At 49.4% G+C, this 21,776-nt stretch carries 25 protein-coding genes, 1 rRNA gene and 1 pseudogene; all 27 read left to right on the top strand.

What is annotated here, in order from left to right; all coding sequences use genetic code 11:
* Positions 1–247: 247 nt before the first annotated feature.
* A complete protein-coding gene (locus tag AC58UW_RS28065) occupies positions 248–451 on the top strand; it encodes a hypothetical protein (protein ID WP_497423857.1) in 204 nt (67 codons plus the stop codon).
* Between the two features lie 25 nt (positions 452–476).
* The gene (locus tag AC58UW_RS28060) at positions 477–1,583 is read left to right on the top strand and encodes a slipin family protein (RefSeq protein WP_497423856.1); all 1,107 of its coding nucleotides are present in this window, start codon (positions 477–479) and stop codon (positions 1,581–1,583) included.
* Between the two features lie 431 nt (positions 1,584–2,014).
* The gene (locus tag AC58UW_RS28055; RefSeq protein WP_497423855.1) at positions 2,015–2,365 is read left to right on the top strand and encodes a DUF805 domain-containing protein; all 351 of its coding nucleotides are present in this window, start codon (positions 2,015–2,017) and stop codon (positions 2,363–2,365) included.
* A gap of 639 nt (positions 2,366–3,004) precedes the next feature.
* Entirely contained in the window at positions 3,005–3,577 is a 573-nt protein-coding gene (locus AC58UW_RS28050) for a hypothetical protein (RefSeq protein ID WP_497423854.1), read from the top strand.
* A 222-nt stretch (positions 3,578–3,799) separates the two neighbouring features.
* Entirely contained in the window at positions 3,800–4,771 is a 972-nt protein-coding gene (locus tag AC58UW_RS28045; protein WP_497423853.1) for an aldo/keto reductase, read from the top strand.
* 26 nt (positions 4,772–4,797) lie between these two features.
* Positions 4,798–5,667, top strand: a complete 870-nt coding sequence (locus tag AC58UW_RS28040; protein WP_497423852.1) for an NAD-dependent epimerase/dehydratase family protein — start codon at positions 4,798–4,800, stop codon at positions 5,665–5,667.
* A gap of 154 nt (positions 5,668–5,821) precedes the next feature.
* Positions 5,822–6,251: pseudogene (locus AC58UW_RS28035) on the top strand (hypothetical protein).
* Between the two features lie 18 nt (positions 6,252–6,269).
* Entirely contained in the window at positions 6,270–6,656 is a 387-nt protein-coding gene (locus AC58UW_RS28030) for an iron chaperone (protein ID WP_497423851.1), read from the top strand.
* Between the two features lie 366 nt (positions 6,657–7,022).
* Positions 7,023–7,691 carry an ethanolamine utilization microcompartment protein EutL gene (eutL, locus tag AC58UW_RS28025; RefSeq protein WP_497423850.1) on the top strand — a complete coding sequence of 223 codons (669 nt, stop codon included), beginning with the start codon at positions 7,023–7,025 and terminating at the stop codon, positions 7,689–7,691.
* Positions 7,692–7,710: 19 nt separating this feature from the next.
* Positions 7,711–8,202: a BMC domain-containing protein gene (locus AC58UW_RS28020; protein WP_497423849.1), complete on the top strand. Its 492-nt coding sequence runs from the start codon at positions 7,711–7,713 to the stop codon at positions 8,200–8,202.
* Positions 8,199–9,683, top strand: coding sequence for an acetaldehyde dehydrogenase (acetylating) (locus AC58UW_RS28015; RefSeq protein ID WP_497423848.1), 1,485 nt, complete (start codon positions 8,199–8,201; stop codon positions 9,681–9,683). Before AC58UW_RS28020 ends, AC58UW_RS28015 begins: the two co-directional genes overlap by 4 nt.
* Before the next feature lie 18 nt (positions 9,684–9,701).
* On the top strand, positions 9,702–9,989 hold the full coding sequence (locus tag AC58UW_RS28010; protein WP_127455654.1) for a BMC domain-containing protein: 288 nt from the start codon (positions 9,702–9,704) through the stop codon (positions 9,987–9,989).
* Between the two features lie 3 nt (positions 9,990–9,992).
* Positions 9,993–10,778 (top strand): phosphate propanoyltransferase, encoded by a 786-nt coding sequence (gene pduL, locus AC58UW_RS28005; protein WP_497423847.1) that lies wholly within the window; start codon positions 9,993–9,995, stop codon positions 10,776–10,778.
* Positions 10,779–11,660 (top strand): hypothetical protein, encoded by an 882-nt coding sequence (locus AC58UW_RS28000; protein ID WP_497423846.1) that lies wholly within the window; start codon positions 10,779–10,781, stop codon positions 11,658–11,660. It abuts the gene before it with no gap.
* A gap of 6 nt (positions 11,661–11,666) precedes the next feature.
* Positions 11,667–11,975: a EutN/CcmL family microcompartment protein gene (locus AC58UW_RS27995; RefSeq protein WP_497423845.1), complete on the top strand. Its 309-nt coding sequence runs from the start codon at positions 11,667–11,669 to the stop codon at positions 11,973–11,975.
* Positions 11,951–12,292, top strand: coding sequence for a BMC domain-containing protein (locus tag AC58UW_RS27990; protein ID WP_497376424.1), 342 nt, complete (start codon positions 11,951–11,953; stop codon positions 12,290–12,292). Before AC58UW_RS27995 ends, AC58UW_RS27990 begins: the two co-directional genes overlap by 25 nt.
* Positions 12,293–12,296: 4 nt before the next feature.
* Positions 12,297–12,737, top strand: coding sequence for a EutP/PduV family microcompartment system protein (locus AC58UW_RS27985; protein ID WP_497423844.1), 441 nt, complete (start codon positions 12,297–12,299; stop codon positions 12,735–12,737).
* Positions 12,738–12,761: 24 nt separating this feature from the next.
* Positions 12,762–14,207 carry a GAF domain-containing sensor histidine kinase gene (locus AC58UW_RS27980; RefSeq protein WP_497423843.1) on the top strand — a complete coding sequence of 482 codons (1,446 nt, stop codon included), beginning with the start codon at positions 12,762–12,764 and terminating at the stop codon, positions 14,205–14,207.
* Positions 14,204–14,806 carry an ANTAR domain-containing response regulator gene (locus AC58UW_RS27975; RefSeq protein WP_497423842.1) on the top strand — a complete coding sequence of 201 codons (603 nt, stop codon included), beginning with the start codon at positions 14,204–14,206 and terminating at the stop codon, positions 14,804–14,806. Before AC58UW_RS27980 ends, AC58UW_RS27975 begins: the two co-directional genes overlap by 4 nt.
* Entirely contained in the window at positions 14,799–16,280 is a 1,482-nt protein-coding gene (locus tag AC58UW_RS27970; protein WP_497423841.1) for an ethanolamine ammonia-lyase reactivating factor EutA, read from the top strand. Before AC58UW_RS27975 ends, AC58UW_RS27970 begins: the two co-directional genes overlap by 8 nt.
* Positions 16,277–17,638, top strand: a complete 1,362-nt coding sequence (locus AC58UW_RS27965; protein ID WP_497423840.1) for an ethanolamine ammonia-lyase subunit EutB — start codon at positions 16,277–16,279, stop codon at positions 17,636–17,638. The genes AC58UW_RS27970 and AC58UW_RS27965 overlap by 4 nt, the downstream gene beginning before the upstream one ends.
* Before the next feature lie 13 nt (positions 17,639–17,651).
* Positions 17,652–18,524, top strand: coding sequence for an ethanolamine ammonia-lyase subunit EutC (eutC, locus tag AC58UW_RS27960; RefSeq protein ID WP_497423839.1), 873 nt, complete (start codon positions 17,652–17,654; stop codon positions 18,522–18,524).
* Positions 18,525–18,566: 42 nt separating this feature from the next.
* The gene (locus AC58UW_RS27955) at positions 18,567–18,695 is read left to right on the top strand and encodes a hypothetical protein (protein WP_477499179.1); all 129 of its coding nucleotides are present in this window, start codon (positions 18,567–18,569) and stop codon (positions 18,693–18,695) included.
* 44 nt (positions 18,696–18,739) lie between these two features.
* Positions 18,740–20,263 carry an amino acid permease gene (locus tag AC58UW_RS27950; protein WP_497423838.1) on the top strand — a complete coding sequence of 508 codons (1,524 nt, stop codon included), beginning with the start codon at positions 18,740–18,742 and terminating at the stop codon, positions 20,261–20,263.
* Between the two features lie 84 nt (positions 20,264–20,347).
* Complete coding sequence (locus AC58UW_RS27945; RefSeq protein WP_497423837.1) at positions 20,348–21,100, top strand: YwmB family TATA-box binding protein; 753 nt, start codon at positions 20,348–20,350, stop codon at positions 21,098–21,100.
* 17 nt (positions 21,101–21,117) lie between these two features.
* The gene (locus AC58UW_RS27940) at positions 21,118–21,330 is read left to right on the top strand and encodes a hypothetical protein (protein WP_497423836.1); all 213 of its coding nucleotides are present in this window, start codon (positions 21,118–21,120) and stop codon (positions 21,328–21,330) included.
* Between the two features lie 369 nt (positions 21,331–21,699).
* Positions 21,700–21,776 (top strand): 16S ribosomal RNA (locus AC58UW_RS27935); the annotation flags it as partial.

Below are 21,776 nucleotides of genomic sequence, written 5' to 3'. Positions count from 1 at the left end.
GTAAGGCTTACACAGTTTCTTATCCGGACGATCGTAACGAGGCGGGGATATCGTGATATCCCGCAGTGCCGTGCATTGTATGTGACGGTATCCTGTACGATCGTTTCGGAGAGAAACCACCATTTGGGGTTCGATTCGCCAATCGCATTGTGCGCGATTCTGGAAGAATACTCGACTTCCCATCGAGCGATGAAAACTCAATTAGACCTGTTAGCGGGAATCCTCAGCCTCCTTCGAGAAGGCACTGATGAAGCAGCTTTGCAGCCTGTGGATACCGGATGAGAAAAAAAGTACAAGACCACGTAATGGCAAGATGAGTGAGCGCGGGCTGGAATGGAAGCCGACATCGCCATCGGAAAGTTTCGTGCGCAGGCACCGATTTTTCAACCTTAAGCTGGCTCCGCTTCCGAATCAGGGGGATTTCCCCATAAAAGGTCACAACACAACGTAAGTTTCCATGAAATGAGGAGATATATATGTTTAAGAAAATTATCGTTAAAGCTGACGAAAGAGGATTACTGTTCAAGAGAGGCAGTTATGTGAAGCACTTGCAACCAGGTGTTTATCGACTTGCTCCATTTTCAGATGATGAAATTGTGTTGATGAATGTCACTAAACCATTTGTCGTGCAGGGGAAGGATCTGAACTTATTTCTTCAGGATGAACGGTTGCTTGAGGAGATTACTGTTATTAATGTTCAGGATCATGAGTACGTTCTTCATTACGAGGATGGAAAGTTCGTATCGCTTATGACGGCCGGTAAATACGCCTTCTGGGATGTGATGAAACGGCATGACTTCACGCGAGTCGATATTCGCCAACCAGAGGTTGGTGTAGAAATAGATAGAGCTATATTTGCGAAAGTTGCAGGTTATCTTTATGTTTCTGAAGTGGCCAGCCACGAGACAGGGGTGCTTTTTTATAACAACGTCATGCAGAAGGAACTTGCCCCAGGTAAATGCTACTTCTGGAAGGGGCCAGTGATCGCAACGATAAAAACCGTGGATTTACGGCAGCAACAACTGGATATGACCGGTCAAGAAATGATGACGGAGGATAAGGTAACGCTGCGCTTAAATTTCGTCTGTCAGTACAAGATTATCAATCCGCTGCGCGCACTTGAAATCAAAGCTTTTGAAGATCAGGTTTATATTCTTTTACAGCTTATTCTGCGTGAATACGTCGGGACATTGAAGCTCGATGATCTATTGCGGATGAAGCAAGAGATAGCGGCATTCGTACTGTCGCGTCTGAACGAAAAAAGTGAGGATTACGGGGTCAAATTCTTTGCTGCCGGTGTAAAGGATATTATTCTGCCCGGGGATATAAAAGAGATCCTTAATACAGTGTTGCTGGCAGAGAAGAAAGCCCAAGCAAACTTGATTACCCGTCGTGAGGAAACGGCATCTACCCGCAGTCTGCTTAATACAGCTAAGTTGATGGATGAGAATCAGACTCTATTCCGCTTGAAGGAGCTTGAATTTCTCGAGAAAATTTGTGAGAAAATCGGGACGATTTCGCTCACCGGCAGAGACAATCTGCTGGAACAGCTGAATTCGCTGCTTGGGGGAGCTAAACAATAACGGGATGCGGTAAATCTGCCGGTTCAAACAGCCAAATGATAAGGACGATACTCATTTTGCATGTGCTCAAAACAGTAAATCCCTACGTCATTGTGATGTAGGGATTTTTTTATTTGTGCGAGAGTCTCTAGCGCCACCGCAATCGGTCATCACATAATTCCACCCATTAATCCCCATTTTTTAATCATCAAGACAACCCCCACCTAAATACATATAAGGGCATAACATTTTTTGGAGATGTGAATACCCGTGACCCACAGACAAATTCGACGGTGGCTTTGTTCAGGGAGGTGGAGTGGGAGAATAGTAAACATTCCAAAGAGAGGGCAGAGACTTTACATGGTCAATTGTTTACATACGAATGCGAAGGAGATGAAAAAAAGGAAAGGTTTTTATCACTCCAAGTTTATGAAAATAAAGGAGGAACACACATGGAATGGTATGTAAAGGTGTTGAAAAACTACGTAGGATTTTCAGGCAGAGCCCAGCGCAAGGAGTACTGGATGTTTGTACTCTTCAATCTGATTATCTCAATTATCCTTGCCATATTGGAATCCTTGTTGGGGATTACAAATGTTTTAACAGGCATCTATTCTTTGGCCGTCTTATTGCCATCCCTAGCCGTTGCATTTCGGAGACTCCATGATACGGGGAGAAGTGCTTGGTGGATTTTAATTGGTTTAATCCCATTTATCGGTGCTATTATTCTTATCGTTTTTTACTGCCTTGACAGTGAGCCTAATGATAACCAATATGGCCCTAACCTTAAGCAATTCGGGTAACAAGAGGAGTAGCTTAAAAATAAAACCCCATCCTAACAGGTGGGGTTTATTGATTTGAAAGATTGAGCGTTATTTTATTAGATCGTAAAGTAAGCAAATATTGTTCCCACAAGAATGAGGGTAAAGCATACAAAAAAGTTTGCTTTTCTTTCACTTAACTTTGTCTTTTCAATAGTAAAAATAGCTATTCCTATTAGAAATACATACTGAATTGATGAAAGAGTATCATTACTCGGAAAAATAAAAAAGATACTTTTAAATAGTTGAGCTAAACCCGCAAAGATACATAGTACTAGTATAATTAAGGGGATACGCAGCTTCAAAAAAACACCACCTCAAATAATTTTTAGGAATTGAACATTTAAAAGCATTATATACAATTAAACCATATTAGTATATAATTTCCAATGTAATAATATTCCAATTACTAGGAGGAATTGATTTAATTATTAAAAAAGCAGTATTAGTTTTAGCTAGTTTTGCAACGATGTTTACGGTTCTCTCTGCGCCGATAAACGCAGCTTCAAGCGAGATTGAGGTCAATAGTGAAATTCCAATCACGGAAATGAAACTAGCTAATGACGAAATCTTTATCCCTCAGCAACAAAGAGATACATAGAGAATCTAGATGCTCTAGACATGAAAAAAGTATTTGATAAACTTGCCCCATTAGAAAAATTAAATTTATCCAACGGGATTGGACAAGTTGAAAATCTTATTCAGATGGATGATGGTAGCATTGTAGAAGTAATAGAAGAATTGAAGCTCGCTCAAAAGGAGAATAAATCTAAGAAGGGTGAAGTTCGGATTTTAAATGCAAGTCCTTATGGGGCATATACCTACTCTTTTCAGGTTAACGTTATACATGCTGGATGGCCAAGTACGGTAATGAAGTTAAATACTAATTTATGGATGACGACTGGTGAAGTGCAGATCCATGGTGTAAGTGTAGCAGGTACATCTGCTATTTGGCCTGTGATTATTAATGGAAGTGCTGATGCAAAAGATACTTCTTCGAAGGCTACTTATGACCCAGCCACAACAGTAGGAAGTTATACTCTTAATTTTCTTAGTAGTGGTGGGGTTCCTATTGCGACTACAGTAGCAAGCATAACATCAACTTTTACCTTTGATTCTAGCACTATGTACGGAAATAATTGGAATGTAAATAATTCCTATGTCTGCCCAGGATCTATATGCACCAGTTCATAGATTCTACAAATATATTTAATGGGAAAAAGCCATGATAAAGTTTGCAAAGTGAACTGCTCAGATAAAAGACACCTGTGAGGGTGTCTTTTATCTTCGTCACTTTTCACCCGACCCCATACTTACGCCAAAGTTACTAACTGACAACTTTTTCAGTTCTTATGCAGCTTTTCCTTTGCCTGTATAATAGCAAGTGTAAGCAAATCAGTGGATGGAGGACGGAAGATGAACGTTAGAACTCTTGGGAAAACGGGACTGCAGATATCGGAAATCGGGTACGGCGCATGGGGAATCGGTAAAACGGCTTGGATCGGCGCTTCCGACGAGGAATCCATTCAAGCACTGAATCGCTCTATTGAGCTAGGCTTGAACTTTATTGATACGGCTTTGGGTTATGGCGACGGCCACAGTGAACGACTTGTCGGGCAAGTGGTGAAAGCCCATGATAAGCCGATTTATGTGGCTACCAAAATCCCGCCGAAAAATAGACAATGGCCGGCACGCGAAGGTGTTCCTGTGGAGGAGGCTTTTACGGCGGAGCATGTCGTTGCGAGTACGGAGCAAAGCCTGCGCAATCTGGGCCTAGAGACGATCGATGTGCAGCAGTTCCACGTCTGGTCGGACGAGTGGGTGGGTCAAGGAGACTGGCTGGAAGGGATCCGCAAGCTGAAAGAGCAGGGTAAAATCCAACATTTTGGCATTTCGATCAACGACCACCAACCGAACAACGCCCTCAAGCTAATTGAAACGGGGCTCGTTGATACGGTGCAGGTTATTTATAACATTTTCGATCAAAGTCCTGAAGATCAACTGCTCCCTGCCTGTGCAGAGCACAACGTTGGTGTCATTGTCAGAGTTTCGTTGGATGAAGGCGGTTTAACGGGACGCATTACACCTGACACGACGTTTAGCGAAGGTGATTTCCGCAATAGCTACTTCCGAGGCGACCGCAAGAAGCAAGTGTATGACCGCGTTCAGAAGATCACTTCTGATCTGAATGTTTCGGTTGAGCAAATGCCAGAAATTGCACTGAGGTACGTGTTAAGCCATCCTGCAGTATCAACGGTCATTCCGGGTATGCGCACCGTGCGCAATGTGGAGTCAAATATGCGTGTTGGTGACGGGCAGGGACTAACCGAGGAACAACTTGAGAAATTGAAGCCGTATCGCTGGGTTCGGGATTTTTATAGAGGCTAATTAGACCTAAGGAGGATTTAGGATTCATGGAGAAAAAGCGGATCATTGTAACTGGCGGCAGCGGTAAAGCGGGTCAGTGGATTTTAAAACATTTTGTGGATAATAATTATGATGTCATTAATTTGGATGTGAAGGCTCCAGCAGAGCCGATCTGCCGAACGATTATTACGGATCTCAATGATTTGGGGCAGGTACATAATGCGCTGTCGCAATTCAGTACTGGCAGTCGGAAAGAGGTGGCGGGTATTGTGCATTTTGCCGCTATCCCACAAGCCTACACGCATACGAATGATGTGTGTTTCCGTAACAATGTGATGAGTACTTACAATATCTTGGAGGCGGCGGCCAACTTGGGCGTCAAGAAAGTCGTGCTTGCATCGAGCGAGTCGTCGTATGGCATTTGTTTTGCCAGCGAGTTTTTCGAGCCTCAGTATATTCCGATTGATGAAGAGCATCCACAATTGCCGGAAGACAGTTACGGCTTGTCCAAGGTAGTGAACGAAGTAACTGCGCAGGCGTTCCATCGACGCACCGGCATGCAGGTGATCAGTTTCCGCTTAGGCAACATTCTTGTTCCGGAGAGCTATGAGCAGCTAAAAGCTAATTTCGATGATACGGACGCGCGTTTGCGCATCCTGTGGTCCTACATCGACGCAAGGGACGTAGCATCTGCTTGTCTCAAAGCGATTGAGGTCGATGGGCTTGGCGCCGAAGCGTTAATCATTGCAGCGGATGATAGCTCGTCGAATCGGTTAACTCTGGATTTAGTGGCGAAGTACCTTCCCGGTGTGAAAGAAATTCGTTCCCCGTTAGAGGGAAGAACATCTCTCATTTCCAACGCGAAGGCGAAAAGATTGTTGGGCTGGGAGCCACAGATTAAGCTGATGGAGCAATAAGGAGAAAAGCGGCCAATCCTTTGGGATTGGTCGTTTTTTTGATTGGAATAAGCTACAGGTGTTGATTTACAGGAACGATGGCTCAACCAGGTAACGTCTTAAGCACCGCGGACTGTGATATAATGGTAATAATAGAGGTGCAGGATGGGGGATTATGAACTTCGATAACACTGATCGTTTGAAAAAAGAATTAGATGAACTCAGACCTCTGCCTGCGGCTGCTTTGAAGAATTTGGATGAGGTTTACCGAATCGAATGGACGTATAACTCTAGTGCAATTGAAGGTAACACACTTACTCTTCTGGAAACTAAACTTGTTCTTGAAGAAGGATTAACCATAGGCGGTAAAAAGTTACGGGAGCACTTTGAGGTTGTTAACCATTCAGAAGCGATATATTATGTGCAAGATTTTAATGAAATTCGGATTTCCGCCAGCCCTAGTAAAAGCAGCAAATGAAGCTCGTTTGAAATACTATGAGACACTAGAATTAGCAAGTATAAGCAATAATCTTCAACCATTCGTACAATTTATAACCGGGTGCATGGAGGAGAGTTTGCAAAGATATATTGGTGCGGTCAAGTGACCCACAAGAGGAGAACCCATGAAAGAGAAAATTACGTACACATCCATTGATGAGTACATCTCAGCCTTTTCGCCAGAGATTCAGGAGATCCTCCAAAAGCTAAGAGAAGTGATTAAGGAATCCGCGCCGGACGCCAAGGAAAAGATTAGCTATGCCATGCCTACTTTTGAGCAGCATGGAAATTTGGTGCATTTTGCAGCTTTTAAAAATCATATTGGATTTTATCCGGCACCGGACGGAATTAATGAATTCCAAGATGAAGTAGCAGAGTATCATGCATCAAAAGGAACTTTGCAATTTCCACTTGGAAAGCCGATACCTTATGAATTGATCAGCCGGATCGTAAAGTATAGGGTAGCTCGGAATTTAGAGAAGGCGAAGGGGAAGAGTGGGAAAAAGAAGTGAATGTTTTGTATGGGTAATATTGAATCATGAGTGTATGATATATTCCGTTGATAAAAATATAACTTCTATAAATACCGTCTTTTCACACTCTAATGTGAATTGGACGGTATTTCTTATTCTAGCCGTTATTCTTCATATGACAAAAGTAGATTCCGCACTAGCTCCTGCCAAACTCTATATGGAAATGATTCATGAGAGTAAAACAGGGAAGTCAGGCTACTCGATTAAGCATATCCCCACCCCTCACCGCATATCCATTAACAAAAGCATAAAACAGGCAAAGGTGCCTCAGGTCCAAGAACGTCGAGCGTTCTCCGAACCGAGGCACCTTTTTGCTTTCATCACTGAGGTGAAGAGGTGAAAGGAGTGACCCCTCACGTATACGCACAACCGATACGCGCCGTACCGCTCGCCGTCCGGATCATCCCGAACGTCGACGCCGGGCTCGCGCAGCAGCTAGAACTGAAGCCGGGCATCCGCAGCCTCGGCTTACTTACTTCATCCATCGACGATGTAGGTTACACCGCAATCGATGAAGCAACGAAGAACGCAGCGGTAGAGGTGGTGTATGCCCGCTCGTTCTATGCAGGATCCGGACATGCGTCGGGGCCGCTGTCCGGTGAATTTATCGGCATCATCGGCGGCGACTCGCCGGACGAAGTGCGAAGCGGGCTGGATGCCGCTATCCAAGTGATGGAGAGCGGCGCGTGCTTCTACGCGCTGAATGCCGACGCCACACACGCGTACTATGCACATGTGATCTCCCGCACGGGTTCGTATCTCTCCAAAGAAGCGGGTATTGGGGAGGGAGAACCGCTTGCTTACTTAATTGCTCCTCCGCTGGAAGCCGTTTATGCGCTGGATGCTGCACTAAAGGCAGCGGATGTGCGCATGTGCAAATTCTACGGCCCGCCGACGGAGACGAATTTTGCAGGAGGATTACTGACAGGCAGTCAATCGGCTTGTATGGCGGCTGCAGAAGCATTCACGGAGGCCGTTCGAAGCATCGCTAGAGAACCGAAGAAAATAGGCTAGTAAGAGGCAGGTGTTTGAAATGATTGAACAGAAGCTAGCCCTGGGCATGATCGAAACCTACGGCTTACCGGCATTGATTGCCGCCGCCGACGCTGCAGCGAAAACGGCGGATGTGAAGGTTACGATGTACGAGAAGGTGGATGCCGGCATCGTAACGGTATATATCTGGGGCGATGTGGCAGCGGTCAAAGCGGCTGTAGATGCAGGGGCAGAAGAAGCGAAGCGGGTGGGTAAGCTGCTCGGCATACAGGTGATCCCGCGTCCTGATCCTTCGGTCTACAAGATGCTGCGGAGTGTCCAGCATGAGGAGCAGCCCAAAGTATCTGTACCAGAAGCGCCACCTGCAACAACAACGAACTGGAGCAAAATGACGGTCGCCCAGCTCAGAGAGCTCGCCCAAAACATGCCAAAGTTCCCTCTGGCCGGACGAGATATTCAGCTGGTTAGCAAAGCGGAGCTAGTCCGACTTTTCACGGAGCTGACCGCTGAAGGAGGAGAGCAGCCGACATGAAGCTGGACAGCGATTTGCAAGCGATCCAGGAGGTCCGGGGCCACCTTCAAGAGGCGAAGGCTGCTCAGAAGCTCCTGGAAAAAATGACGCAGCCACAAATCGATGCGATCGTATCCGCAATGGCTGAAGCGGCAGAGCTGCAAGCTGAGCGGCTCGGCGCTATGGCTGTCGAAGAGACCGGCTTCGGGAAGGTCGCCGATAAAAAGGCGAAGAACCTGTTCGTCGCAAAGGACATTTATGCAGCGATAAAGGACATGCAAACGGTTGGTATCATTCGCAAGGACAACGCAAAGCAGGTCTGGGAAATCGCCCAGCCCGTAGGAACCATTGCGGCAATCATTCCCTCAACGAACCCGACTTCTACGGTGCTGTTCAAATGCCTGATCGCGCTGAAAGCACGCAACGCGATCGTGATCTCCCCGCACCCGTCAGCGCTTCGCAGCTCGCAAGAGTCAGCCGCCGTCATGCGGGTTGCGGCAGAGAGTGCGGGAGCACCGCCGGGGCTCATACATTGCCTCTCGCATCCTTCTTTGGAGGCTAGCGGGGAGCTCATGCGGCACAAGCTGACGGATCTCATCTTGGCCACAGGCGGAACCGCCATGGTGAAGGCCGCCTACAGCTCCGGCAAACCCGCCTATGGTGTCGGGCCTGGCAATGTGCCGGTGTATATCCACCAGAGTGCTAACATCCCAAGCGCGGTGAGCCACATCATGCAGAGTAAAACATTCGACTACGGCACGATCTGCGCCTCAGAACAAGCGCTTGTTGTGGATCAAGCCATCAAACCGCACTTCATCCAAGAATTACAACGACGTGGAGCCTATTTCCTCAACACTCACGAAAAGCAGAAGATCGCCTCGATCCTGATGGCAACTAAGGGGATGAATCCGCAGATCGTTGGCCAATCACCGCAGGCCATTGCGGGCAAAGCAGGTATCAGCGTCCCGGATAGCGCACAAATATTAATTGCGGAAGAGTCGGAGGTCGGGCACAACTACCCTTTTTCCATGGAGAAGCTTTGCCCTGTGCTTGCCTTATACACGGTGAACGACTGGCAGGAGGGCTGCCAGAGGTGCATTCAGCTGTTAACACTCGGAGGCCTTGGTCATACACTCGGCATTCACGCCGAGGACACATCAATCATCGAAGCATTCGGGCTAGAAAAGCCGGCATCACGCATTGTCGTTAACACGGGAACAACATTCGGCGGAATCGGTGCCACAACAGGGATTTTTCCCTCTATGACACTCGGCTGTGGAACTTTTGGTAATAACATTACATCGGATAATATTGGGCCGCAGCATTTGCTGAACATTAAGCGGGTTGCTTTTGGTATCAAAGAAATGCCTTCGGAACTCGACCCTAACCAAGTCGCCAGCCAAGTGGCGGACAGCCTAATCAAGACGAATCAGCTCGGTATTACGCGCGAGGAAGTTGCTCAGATCATCAGAAGGGTCCTTACCGATATGCAAGTGTCTTAATCCAAGGAGGAGATCGCAATGGCAGGAGAATTGGCCGCATTAGGTTTAGTGGAAACGAAAGGTTTGGTAGGTTCAATTGAAGCGGCAGATGCGATGGTGAAGGCGGCAAATGTCAGATTGGTTGGGAAAGTACATGTAGGCGGCGGGCTAGTGACCGTGATGGTCAGGGGAGATGTTGGCGCCGTCAAAGCAGCCACGGATGCTGGCGCAGCAGCTGCGGAGAAGGTGGGGGAGCTGGTTTCGGTGCATGTGATCCCCCGTCCGCACTCAGACATTGAGTTCATTCTTCCTAAGCTTGAAGGGTAAAAGATGGCGCTCATTACGGAAACGTATCTGCGCGCACAGCTGACCAAAGGTTTGGCGAACCCTTTTCCGGTTACAGAGGGGGATAAGCTGACCCCGGCAGCTTCCGATTTCCTGAAGGAGCGTGGAATTCCTTTACTGCGCGTGGCGCCCAAACCATCTGGCCATCCGCCTTTGAACTTCATTCCTGTTGGCGTCTCCAACCGGCACGTGCACCTCGCACCTCATCATATTGAAGCGCTGTTCGGCAAGGGTTACAAGCTGACGCCTTTGCGGGAGCTGTCTCAGAAGGGGCAGTTTGCTGCCCATGAAACAGTGACACTCAAAGGTCCGCTCGGCAGCCTTTCTAATGTCCGCATCTTAGGGCCCTCACGTGGTGAGACCCAAGTTGAAATCTCGCGCACAGACGGATTCGAGCTCGGCGTTCATCCACCGATTCGCCTATCTGGCGATCTTACAGGCACACCAGGGGTTACTCTCATGAGCACAAAGGGAACTGTCGACTTACCCCAGGGGCTGATTATCGCCAAAAATCACGTTCATGCATCGCCGGATGAGGCCCAGTCCTTGCGACTAAACCACGGGGACCGCATTCTGGTGCAAGCGATGGGGGAGCGGCCACTTATTTTTGCCGATGTGATCGTGAGGGTGAGCCCGGAGTTTTCGCTGGATTTTCATATGGATCGGGATGAGGCGAATGCGGCCTGCTTGCATTCAGGTGACACGGTTCAAATCATTCATAGGAACGATAATAGGACGAATGCCGCGAATGCCGAAAGGAGGCTGCGCTAGGTGGAGATCAAGCAAATGGTCGAAGCGATCGTTCGTGAGATTTTGAGCCAGCAGGTCAAAAGGCCGAAGGTGCTTTACCTGTTTTACGACAGCACGTCGCATGAGGCTTTTACCGATCATTTTATAACATTAAATATTCACGGCATTGACCATGATCTGATGTTCCTGGACGGCGAAGCCTCCTGCTGGCTCGGCAAGCACAAGATTGAATGCGGAGGCCGAGGCCGTACAATTGCCTCTGACGAGTTCGCTCCAGCCCCCATTGAGGTGCCGCTTGCGTACGATGGCATCGTGATTCCAGAGATTGATCTGGATAATGCAGCTAGAGCTGCCCTTGGTATGAAAGGGACGATCGTCTCGGAGATCATTTTCTCTACCCTGGTTCAACATAAATTCGTCCTCATCGGTGAGGATATCTCAGGATTGAGAAAGGCGGACCGCCGGACGCTCCAAACGCTGACGCTGCCCACCCCGTATCGCAATCTTTTTGATTATTACAAAATGGAGCTCCAAATGTACGGCGTCGAATTCGCCCCCGGTAAGCTGCTGGCCGAAAAAGCCGTGAGCAAAATCCGCCCTGACATTCCGGAAATTCCTGAAGCTTCCAAAGCTGAGGTTGGGGGCGAGGTTGAGGTTGAATTTGGAGATGATCCCAAAGCTGAACTTGAGGCTGCCCTACCTGCGTCATCTGAGCTTTCTGACCCGCCAACATCAACCTTCATCTTCGAAGGAAAACTGGTCTCCGCAGAATGGGTCACACGGGAGCTCCGAAATCGTTCGTTCCGTTCACTGCAAATTGGCAAGAAAACGATCATCTCCGCGCTAGCGCACGACATGCTGAAGGATAGAGGCGTCACAATCGAATATATGGCCGAAGGGTGAGGTCCTATGTTTTACGGTAAAGTCATTGGCAGTGTATGGGCTACGCAAAAGGAAACAGGTATGGACAACTTAAAGCTGCTCGTGATCCAGCCGATGGACTTCAATGGCAGCGAAGCGGGCACTCCGATTATCGCCGCAGACCGCATTGGAGCAGGTGTTGGCGAACATGTGATCGTATCCCGGGGCAGTCCGGCCAGAACCTTATTCAAGGATAAAATGGTGCCCATCGATGCGATGATCGTCGGTATTGTAGATAGCTTCGAGGTCGCGAAGGAAGCCGAGGAGGAAGCATGGAAGAGCAGAAACAGAGAGTAATTCAGGAATATGTCCCTGGCAAGCAGCTGACACTGGCTCATGTCATTGCCAATCCGGATCCGGTTTTGTATACGAAGCTCGGCATCGAGGAGCGCAGTGCGATTGGGATTCTTACGCTCACCCCAACTGAGACGGCTATCATCGCAGCGGACATTGCGACCAAAGCAGCCGACGTAGGCATCGGCTACTTGGACCGTTTCACAGGTTCGCTGGTGCTCACAGGAGAAGTCGCTGCTGTGGAGATGGCGATTGCCGCCGTGAATGTGTTTTTGCTGGAGAAGTTGAAATTTTCGACGGCTCCGATTACGAGGTCATAAGCCTATGAAAAAAGTGATGATCATCGGTGCCGTCGGCGCAGGCAAATCAACGCTGATCAAAGCCTTATTTGGGGAGTCTCAGCCCGCATCCAAAACCCAAAGCCTCATCTACCGAGACTGGGTCATCGACACTCCCGGCGAGTACAGCGAGAACCCGCTGTATTACCGCTCGTTAATGGCGACCTCGCACGGGGCCGCAGCCGTTTTGCTGGTTCAGGATGCAACGCGGGACAGGAACTATTTTCCTCCTGGATTTGAACAAGGCTTTGCTGTACCAGCTTTAGGGGCTGTGACCAAAATCGATCACTTGCAGGCAGATATAGACCGTGCCATTGAACTTCTGAGGCAGGCGCTGCCGGAAGGCGAAATCTTTCTGACATCCGCTGCATCAAACGAAGGTATTGCCAAGCTGAAGAATAAGCTTATGCAAATCGTAGGCTCTTGATCCTAAAGTGAAGAGGGATGCACCATGGCGTCCATTATGGAATTGTGCAGCAAGTATACGCTTTTGAGCAAGGAAGAGGCCCAAACCATCCAAGAGATGGCGGATCATCTCCAACTATTTGCCGATGTATCGGAATCCGACGTCTTCATAGACTGTCCGCTTCCTGACAAAGGTACGGCGCTAGTCGTGGCAGAGGCGCGTCCCTCCAAAGGCTCCTCCTTGTACAAAACATCGGTCGTTGGGCAATACGCTTTTGTGCAAAATGAACCCGCCGTCATGTTCTGCCTGCTTTCCGGTCAATCCGTGATCGGCTCACGGGGCATTTCGCAGGAGCAGATTGCCATCCAGCAAAATGTAGTGCCGATTCGGTCTAGAAGCGGCCAAGTTATCGGCGCGCTCATCATGGAGAAGGACATTTCCGAGAAGCTAGAGCAGGAGAAGAATGTGACTCGATTAATGGAGACTACGGAACAGCTGAGTGAAACGCTGCTTAATGTGGCAATGTCGCAGGGCAGCATGCAGTCGTTAATGCATGAAGGAGTTATTGTTTTTGATGACAAGGAGCGGGTCACCTACACCAATCCACGCGCACTCGACATGCTGAAGGAAATCGGTCACACGACTGAGGCTGCTAACGGCTCCCCGATAACCCAGTTATTTTATGGGAAATTGACGGTGCTTGGCCGCTCAGGCCTCATCCAGCAGGAGCTGCAAATGGGACACGTGACCTTTGAACTCAAAGCCATGTCCATCTACCGGGATCAGCGGGAGGTAGGCGGGATCATTTTGCTGCGCGATATTTCGGATATGAAAGAGAAAGAAAAGCAGCTCATCATCAAATCCGCCGTCATCAAGGAGATCCATCATCGCGTGAAAAATAATCTGCAAACCGTATCCAGCTTGCTCCGCCTGCAGATGCGAAGAACGAAACATGAAGAGGTTGAGCGGGTGTATCGCGACAGCATCAACCGTATTAATTCGATAGCTGTTATTCATGAAATGCTCGCGTTTGAAGGACTGGATACGATCCATTTTAACGAGGTCGTGGACCGTATTATCAAGAACATTATTTCTTCCTCGTCCAAACCAGATCAGACCATCGTCCCGACGATTACCGGGGATGAGCTCATTCTGCAGTCTGATGCCGCCACGACGCTTGCGCTTGTTGTTAATGAGCTTGTGCAGAACTGTGTGCTGCATGCTTTTGGAGAGAGACGTACCGGGCATATTGAAGTTTCTCTGCAGCACCATAACAACTTCGTTAGAGTTCAAGTGTCGGATAACGGCATCGGCTTCAAAGCGGCGAATCATTCGGAGCGGAAAGGACATCTTGGGTTGAAAATCACAGAGACATTAGTGGAAGAAAATTTAGGCGGGGTTCTCGATATCATGACGGATGAGCGCGGGACCGAAGTGCAGCTTACATTTCCGATAGCAAGAACGCAGCCAAAGGAGGACGAAATGCCATGAACAATGCCATCGTCGTCGTCGATGATGATCCAATCATCCGCATGGATATCCGTGAAATGCTGGAGGAGGGCGGCTACTTCGTCGCAGGCGAGGCCAAGAATGGCGAGGAAGCAATTGAGCTTATCGCTCGCGTGAAGCCAGATTTGGCCATTATGGATATTAAAATGCCCGTCATGAACGGCATCAAGGCGTCTCATATTATCCGCAAGCTGCAGCAGGATACATCGGTGCTGCTCCTGACAGCTTACAGTCAGAAGGAGTTGGTGAAGGATGCGCGCGAGGCGGGGGTGGCCGCTTTTCTGGTCAAACCGGTGTCGGAGGAGGATTTGCTGCCGGCTGTCGAGATTGCTTTGAGCCAGAAGGAGAAGATGGACTCGCTGAAGCAGGATATCAAACTTCTGAAACAATCCATAGAGGAACGCAAAAGTATCGAAAAAGCGAAAGGAATCGTCATGCAGAAGTACACTTTGAACGAAGAGAAGGCTTATGCCAAAATGCGCGAAGTGAGCATGGCAAGCCGCATTCCGCTTGCGAAGCTGGCAGATGACATCCTGCGGGACGGAGCAGAGGCCTTAGTAGGTGAGCGGACACATGGCTGACCAATGGATCACGAGTGTCGGACTCGATATCGGAACAAGTACGACGAAGATGGTGATTTCCCGGCTGAAAATCGTGCGCTCCTCAGGCGTGCTCAGCTTGCCTCGCTTCCAGATTGCGGAGCGGGAGCTGCTGTACGCAAGCCCGATTTACAGTACTCCGCTCCTCAGGAGCGATGAGATCCATGCGGAGCGCATTTGGGCCATCGTCGCTCAGGAGTACGAGCAGGCCGGCATCCGGCCAGCGGATATCAAATCCGGCGCTGTCATCATTACAGGCGAGACGGCGAACAAAACCAACGCGCAGCACATCCTCCACCTGCTCGCCGAACGAGCGGGCGATTTCGTCGTCGCGACAGCCGGCGCTGACCTCGAAGGGCTGCTCGCCGGCAAAGGCGCCGGCGCAGAGCAACGCTCCCTGCAGCTTCGAGGCGCGGTCGCCAACATGGATATCGGCGGAGGGACGGCCAATGCGGCGATCTTTCATAGAGGCAAGCTGCTCGGCACGGTGGCCTTTCATGTCGGCGGCAGGCTCATCCGGATCGATGCGACCGGCACGATCCTTGAGGTGTCGCCGTCGATACGCTCTTGGCTGCAGAGCGCCGGCTACACCGTTCAGCCAGGCGACAGGCTGAGCCTGCCGCAGCTGAGCGAGATTTGCACGGCCATGTGCCGCTGCATCATGGACTATTTAAGCGGCCGCAATTCATGCGCGGAGCTAGCGGCTTTAATGATCGGACCACCGCTAGCCGCCATTCCTTCTATAGAAGAATGGATGGTATCCGGTGGTATTGGTCAACTGATGGCGGAGAACATGCCGCCTCGTAACTTGGTGGACGCTGCCGTACACCAAGATATCGGCCCGCTGCTCGCTCACGCCTGGAAAGAGCTGGCCGCTGAGTATCCCGCTCGCCTGATCCAAGCGGATCAGACGGTCAGAGCGACCGTCATCGGAGCTGGGATGCAGAGCACGGAGATCAGCGGCGCTACGGTGCATTTGGATGCATCGCTGCTGCCGATTCGCAATCTGCCCGTGCTCAAGCTTGAGCTTTCGCCGCAGCTGCTAGTCCAAGGCGGTGGGCTTGCAGACCAGTTTGACACCCTCATGAGAAATGGCGCAAGCTTATTCGCTCTAGATCGTTCACCTCCGTTTGGACTCGCATTGTCAGGGACGCACCACTTAACTTACCCAACCCTTCAATACATAGCTGATCAGTTGTACGCGAGTTTTAGTCATCATTTTCCTCATAGCGAAGCTATGGTCGTCATTTGTGAAACGGACATCGCCAAGGCGCTCGGCCAATCTCTCTCGAAGCGCTGCGCTCAGCGCCCGAAAGTCATTTGCATCGATCAGATCCGCGTAGAGCACGGGGATTATATCGACTTAGGCGAGCCGATTTCCGGTATCATGATTCCCGTAGTGGTCAAGACGTTGGCCTTCCAAGGCAAAGGCAGAGGGGAGGAGAGCCGTCTATGAATTTGAAAACGACGCTGCTCGGCACAACTTTTCAATTCAAAGATTTGAAGGAAGTGATGGCCAAGGCGAACGAGGAGAAGTCAGGCGACCAGCTCGCCGGCATCTCCGCGCAGGATGCGAAGGAAAGAATCGCCGCCAAAGAGGTGCTTGCCGATTTGACGCTGGCGGATATCCGCAACCATCCGCTGCTGCCTCCGGAAACTGATGAAGTTTCACGAGTCATTGAGGATGCTTTAAATGAGAAGATCTATGCCGAGGTGCGGAATTGGACGGTAGCTGAGCTGCGGGAGTATTTGCTGCGGCAGGAAACAGGGAATCAAGAAATCCGTCGGCTTTCCCGAGGCTTAACGAGCGAGATAGTAGCCGCTGCCGCCAAAATGATGACGAATCTGGATCTGGTGCAGGCCGCCTCCAAGATGGAAGTCACGAGCCATTGCAACATCACCATCGGCCAAAAGGGCGTACTCGCCGGAAGGGCTCAGCCCAATCACCCTACGGATAATATTCAGGGCATTAAAGCGGCGCTTTTTGAAGCTTTAAGCTATGGGATCGGCGATGCGGTGATCGGCATCAATCCCGTGATTGATTCGGCAGATAGCGTGAAGCATATTTTGCAGATGACCAAGGAGGTCATGGACAAATGGCAGATCCCTACGCAGAATTGCGTCTTGGCGCATATCAAAACCCAGATGCGCGCGATTCGTCAGGGCGCTCCTGCGGATATGGTGTTCCAAAGCTTGGCGGGAACGGAAGACGGCAATAAAGCTTTTGGCATCGATGTCTCTCTTCTGGATGAAGCGGATGAACTTATAACGCGGGAGGGCACCGGGACGGGACCGAATCTATGGTATTTTGAAACCGGTCAGGGCTCCGAGCTGTCCGCGGAAGCTCATCACGGCATCGATCAGGTCACGCTGGAGTCGCGCTGTTATGGGCTAGCCCGAAAATATAAGCCGTTTATCGTCAATACGGTGGTTGGCTTCATCGGGCCCGAGTATTTATATGATAGCAAACAGGTCATTCGCGCCGGGTTGGAGGACCATTTCATGGGCAAGCTGCAAGGGCTGCCGATGGGAGTGGATGTTTGCTATACCAACCATATGAAGGCGGATCAGAATGATATGGACAATTTGGCTGTACTGCTTTCCGCCGCAGGCGTCAACTATTTGATCGGAGTAGCCATGGCTGACGACTGCATGCTTAACTATCAGTCGACCAGCTATCACGATATCGCCACTTTGCGGGAATTAATGAGACTGCGGCCAGCTCCGGCTTTTGAACAATGGCTGGTTCGAATGGGCATTATGGAAAACGGCCGGCTAACGCCGCTTGCAGGAGACCCGAGTCTATTTATGTGAAAGAGGTGTAACGATGAACAAGGCTGTCCCCATCGATGCGCTGGTTGATATGGTGATGGCAGAGCTTGAGAAGAAGCTGTCCATTCCTGTATCCAAAGGGGAGGAGTCCCCGCCATCCGTTCTTCCTGATCTCCCAATTCCGGCAGACATAGAGCCGCAGTCGCAGTCGTATGTGCCGAGTCCCAAATGGGAGGAAGGGATGAACGAGCTGCTATCGAGCACACCTTCGCGAATCGGCGTATGGCGGACGGGAACGAGAGCGCTGACCAAAGAGGTGCTGAAATTCCGCCGTGACCATGCAGCAGCTGTCGATTCCATCTATGGCGAAGCAAGTCAGGCGCTTTTGGACCAATTTGGGTTATTTGCCGTGGAAACGCGCTATGAGAATACGGAAAACTACTTAAAACGCCCCGATATGGGACGTATTGTTACCGAAGAGGGAATCGCCCTTATTCAGCAAAAGTGCAAGATGCATCCACAGGTACAGATCGTAGTGTCTGATGGGCTTAGCGCCAATGCCGTAGATGCCAATCTGGCTGATGTGTATCCTTCGCTTCTTGACTCGCTGAGTGCTTACAAGTTATCCACAGGTATTCCGTTTTTCGTGCGAGGCGGACGGGTTGCCGTAATGGATCACATCGGCGAAATCTTGCAGCCTGAGGTGCTTGTGCTTTTGATCGGAGAACGGCCTGGGCTTGTTTCGTCCAAATCATTAAGTGCCTACATCTGTTACAAACCGCGGAAAGGCACGGTAGAGAGCGATCGCACGGTTATATCCAATATTCATCGAGGGGGCACACCTCCTCTGGAAGGCGGCGCGCATATCGGCACCATTGTCCATAAAATGCTCGAACAAAAGACGAGCGGCGTTAACCTTGAAATCTGAATCTGAACAAGCAAGTCATTCGGTGAAGGAGGTGGGGGCGGAATGGGACTGGCGATTGGCATCGTAATTGTTGTGATCACGTGTTTGTTTGCGGGGTGGATCGTTAGCATCGCGAACAAGAGCATTCGGGAGTTCGATGAAAGCAAGCATGAAAGCTTCTTGGGGAAATGAGACTTGGCTGTACAAATCGATGGAATGGATGAGGAGGAGTAAAGATGAGCTTATCTTCCAATCATCAGGACAAAGACAAAAGTGATTTGAACAAGTTCGGTTATGCCCAGGAGCTGCTGCGCAGTATGGGCGGATTTTCCAACTTCGCGATCTCATTCTCCATCATTTCCATTCTGACTGGCGCAGTGTCTTTGTATGGTCACGGATTAACCTATGGCGGAGCGGGCATGATGGGCTTCGGCTGGCCGATTGTTGCGTTTTTTGTGATGTGTGTTGCGGCAGTCATGGCCGAACTGGCATCGGCTATTCCGACGGCTGGCGCTTTGTACCATTGGGCTGCGATCCTGAAAAACAAACGCTGGGGCTGGTACACCGCCTGGATCAACCTCATCGGTCAAATCGGCATCGTCGCCGGCATCGATTATTCCGTCGCGCTGTTCGCTGATCCTCTGATTGCGAGCGTCTTCGGTTATGAATCGAGCAATACAACGGTGTTGATTTGCTTCTCGGTCATTTTGCTTACGCATGGGATCCTCAATCACATCGGTATTCGGATCGTTGCGAAGCTGAACGACTTCTCCGCCTGGTACCACATTGCTGTAGTGGCGGTGCTGGTCCTGTCTCTGGCCTTTTTCACCAAAGGCAGCCTTAACCCGGTCTCGTACTTGTTCCAAGTAGGCGAAACCTTTTCCGATAAACCTTATATGTTTGCCTTTTTGATCGGTCTTTTGCAGGCACAGTGGACGTTTACGGGCTATGACGCTTCGGCGCATACCATTGAAGAAACGATTAATCCGCGTGTGCGCGCGCCTTGGGGAATTTTCACATCCGTCGCTTATTCCTTTGTCATAGGTTTCATTATGCTTGCCTTTGTCACCTTGTCCATCAAGGATGCTAGCGCTGCTGCTGGTTCCAGCAATGCGTTCATCTATGTCATCAGCCAAGCACTTGGCGGTACATTCGGTTCCGTCATTTTGTGGCTAGTCACCGCTGCGATGTGGTTCTGCGGACTTGCGTCCATCACCTCTTTTTCACGCATGATGTATGCCTTCTCGAGGGATAAAGGGATGCCGCTGAGCACACAATGGGCGCAAATTTCCAAAAAATACCGTACCCCGGCCAAAGCCATCTGGCTGGCCATCATCCTCTCCTTCCTGCTTGCTTTCATCGACTATCTCATCAAAATGGTGAACCCGGATGCCACGTATACGACGATAGCGTTCCTAACGGCGGTTAGCGTTGTAGGTCTTTATGTTGCCTATGGCATTCCCATTTACTTGAAGCTCCGGGCCAAAGCCGAAGGAAGATTTCAAGATAAGCATCTCGGTCCTTGGAATCTCGGAAAATACAGCAATATGATTTCAGTTGTCGCTCTCCTCTGGATTATCTTTATCTGCGTCATCATGGTCATCCCTCCGAACCAAATGGCCGGCTATGCCGTAGCGGGAATGCTTATACTCCTGGTCATTATGGATTTATCCTACTATAACAAGCACTTCCCTGGCCCGCAGGCTGCGCTTAATAAGTCTATGGAGGAGATTTTGCGCCGGGAAAAAGAGTTGGAATAGACCTGCTTGCTCGGTTTAGCATTTGATAGATTTGGGCATCCTTTTACTAGAGTTGTAGATTCTAGTGAAGAGGTGCCTTTTTATATGCAGAAAAGTTGGATTAACGCCATTCTTGCAGTTTCTATTATCGGCATAATTTTTGGTTGGGTTCGTCATGCAGATGCTCGCAGCGGGCAAGAAGCGCTTCAACTCTTGAACACTGTGAAACCGTACATGATGAATGAGCAGCATATAACTTTCAAATATACGGGCTATTACGGAACGTGCGCTGGCAGCGATCTCAAAATACTTCAAACCGGCATGAAGCTTTCTCAAGCCTTCAAAATTCCACAAGAAGATCAATTGAGCGAGTCCAATTCTCATGCAGTGTACACAGCGAGCACGGAGATTGCTCCCGGCACGGTCGCCACCTTAACAGTTGCAAGTCCTGCTGGCTCAAACGGCTGCTACACCGTCCTGAAATTAGATGCGTCCGATCAAGCAGATCAATCTGAGCTTATGAATTGGCAGGAGCAAGCAGGCGATCAATTAAAGAAACTAGGCATCCAAGGACAATGGAATGTGATGGTGCAAGGTTATGTTAACGAGCAGGTGCTGTCCGGGAAAAATAGTGCCGACGATCTGGTTCAAGCGGTAGCGCAAGCTTTTCAAGGCAAAACGGTAGAGAGTTACAGCGATTCCAAGACGATTAGCTTGTCTCTCGCTTCTGATGAGTTTCAAACTTCAATTCAAAGCGGCAATCAAACGGTGAATCTGCAGCTTGCACTGCATCAGGAATCAACGACAGGCAAATGGCGCCTGACAGCAGGTACACCGATTATCACTATGGAATATTAACGTTAAGGAGTGAGGATATGTCAACGATTATGAGACCAGTCATCCCAGGTGTTATTGCCGAATCCATTGAAAGCTTGCGACGGGAGGGATGGGTAGATGACGATTTCTTCAATTTTCCCAAGTATGATGATGAATCTCCGGAAGCTCGGATTCTATTCCATTTCTTCCGAAACAATCGCGTAACATTCGCCGCGGCGATCGTCAACAGCTATACCGTATATGATGGATAATAGATGACTTTTACACTTGCTCAAGCGGCAGGTGTTCTTTGTTTAAAAAACGAAAAAAAATAGTTGCATTCCACTTGTTGGACATGTTATATTGTCATTCCGGCCGCAAGAAAGCCGGGAAATAAGCGTGTAAAAGCAGCTCGAAAAAAGAAATAAAAAAAGAGTTGCACAATGAAAAATAGTATGGTATATTACTTTTCGCTGCTTCGGTAACACGGCAGAGAGCGAAAGAAATTGATCTTTGAAAACTGAACAACGAGTGAGTAAGCACGAACGAGAAATCGTTCAAAAATAGAGATTATTTTTAATCTCGTTAGCAAGTCAATGAGCTATTCAGCTTTCAGATATCGGACAAGCAATTGTTCAACTATTATGGAGAGTTTGATCCTGGCTCAGGACGAACGCTGGCGGCGTGCCTAATACATGCAAGTCGAGCGGAGCACTTC

It is taken from the genome of Paenibacillus sp. J22R160, from assembly GCF_059692135.1.
Note: the sequence above shows the minus strand (reverse complement) of the source record. Positions and strands in the feature narration are given on the sequence as shown.

Coding starts and splice junctions, on each gene's coding strand:
- AC58UW_RS28065 (WP_497423857.1), top strand. CDS start 248: ATGAAGCAGCTTTGCAGCCTGTGGATACCGGATGAGAAAAAAAGTACA.
- AC58UW_RS28060 (WP_497423856.1), top strand. CDS start 477: ATGTTTAAGAAAATTATCGTTAAAGCTGACGAAAGAGGATTACTGTTC.
- AC58UW_RS28055 (WP_497423855.1), top strand. CDS start 2,015: ATGGAATGGTATGTAAAGGTGTTGAAAAACTACGTAGGATTTTCAGGC.
- AC58UW_RS28050 (WP_497423854.1), top strand. CDS start 3,005: ATGAAAAAAGTATTTGATAAACTTGCCCCATTAGAAAAATTAAATTTA.
- AC58UW_RS28045 (WP_497423853.1), top strand. CDS start 3,800: ATGAACGTTAGAACTCTTGGGAAAACGGGACTGCAGATATCGGAAATC.
- AC58UW_RS28040 (WP_497423852.1), top strand. CDS start 4,798: ATGGAGAAAAAGCGGATCATTGTAACTGGCGGCAGCGGTAAAGCGGGT.
- AC58UW_RS28030 (WP_497423851.1), top strand. CDS start 6,270: ATGAAAGAGAAAATTACGTACACATCCATTGATGAGTACATCTCAGCC.
- AC58UW_RS28020 (WP_497423849.1), top strand. CDS start 7,711: ATGATTGAACAGAAGCTAGCCCTGGGCATGATCGAAACCTACGGCTTA.
- AC58UW_RS28015 (WP_497423848.1), top strand. CDS start 8,199: ATGAAGCTGGACAGCGATTTGCAAGCGATCCAGGAGGTCCGGGGCCAC.
- AC58UW_RS28010 (WP_127455654.1), top strand. CDS start 9,702: ATGGCAGGAGAATTGGCCGCATTAGGTTTAGTGGAAACGAAAGGTTTG.
- pduL (WP_497423847.1), top strand. CDS start 9,993: ATGGCGCTCATTACGGAAACGTATCTGCGCGCACAGCTGACCAAAGGT.
- AC58UW_RS27995 (WP_497423845.1), top strand. CDS start 11,667: ATGTTTTACGGTAAAGTCATTGGCAGTGTATGGGCTACGCAAAAGGAA.
- AC58UW_RS27990 (WP_497376424.1), top strand. CDS start 11,951: ATGGAAGAGCAGAAACAGAGAGTAATTCAGGAATATGTCCCTGGCAAG.
- AC58UW_RS27985 (WP_497423844.1), top strand. CDS start 12,297: ATGAAAAAAGTGATGATCATCGGTGCCGTCGGCGCAGGCAAATCAACG.
- AC58UW_RS27980 (WP_497423843.1), top strand. CDS start 12,762: ATGGCGTCCATTATGGAATTGTGCAGCAAGTATACGCTTTTGAGCAAG.
- AC58UW_RS27975 (WP_497423842.1), top strand. CDS start 14,204: ATGAACAATGCCATCGTCGTCGTCGATGATGATCCAATCATCCGCATG.
- AC58UW_RS27970 (WP_497423841.1), top strand. CDS start 14,799: ATGGCTGACCAATGGATCACGAGTGTCGGACTCGATATCGGAACAAGT.
- AC58UW_RS27965 (WP_497423840.1), top strand. CDS start 16,277: ATGAATTTGAAAACGACGCTGCTCGGCACAACTTTTCAATTCAAAGAT.
- eutC (WP_497423839.1), top strand. CDS start 17,652: ATGAACAAGGCTGTCCCCATCGATGCGCTGGTTGATATGGTGATGGCA.
- AC58UW_RS27955 (WP_477499179.1), top strand. CDS start 18,567: ATGGGACTGGCGATTGGCATCGTAATTGTTGTGATCACGTGTTTGTTT.
- AC58UW_RS27950 (WP_497423838.1), top strand. CDS start 18,740: ATGAGCTTATCTTCCAATCATCAGGACAAAGACAAAAGTGATTTGAAC.
- AC58UW_RS27945 (WP_497423837.1), top strand. CDS start 20,348: ATGCAGAAAAGTTGGATTAACGCCATTCTTGCAGTTTCTATTATCGGC.
- AC58UW_RS27940 (WP_497423836.1), top strand. CDS start 21,118: ATGTCAACGATTATGAGACCAGTCATCCCAGGTGTTATTGCCGAATCC.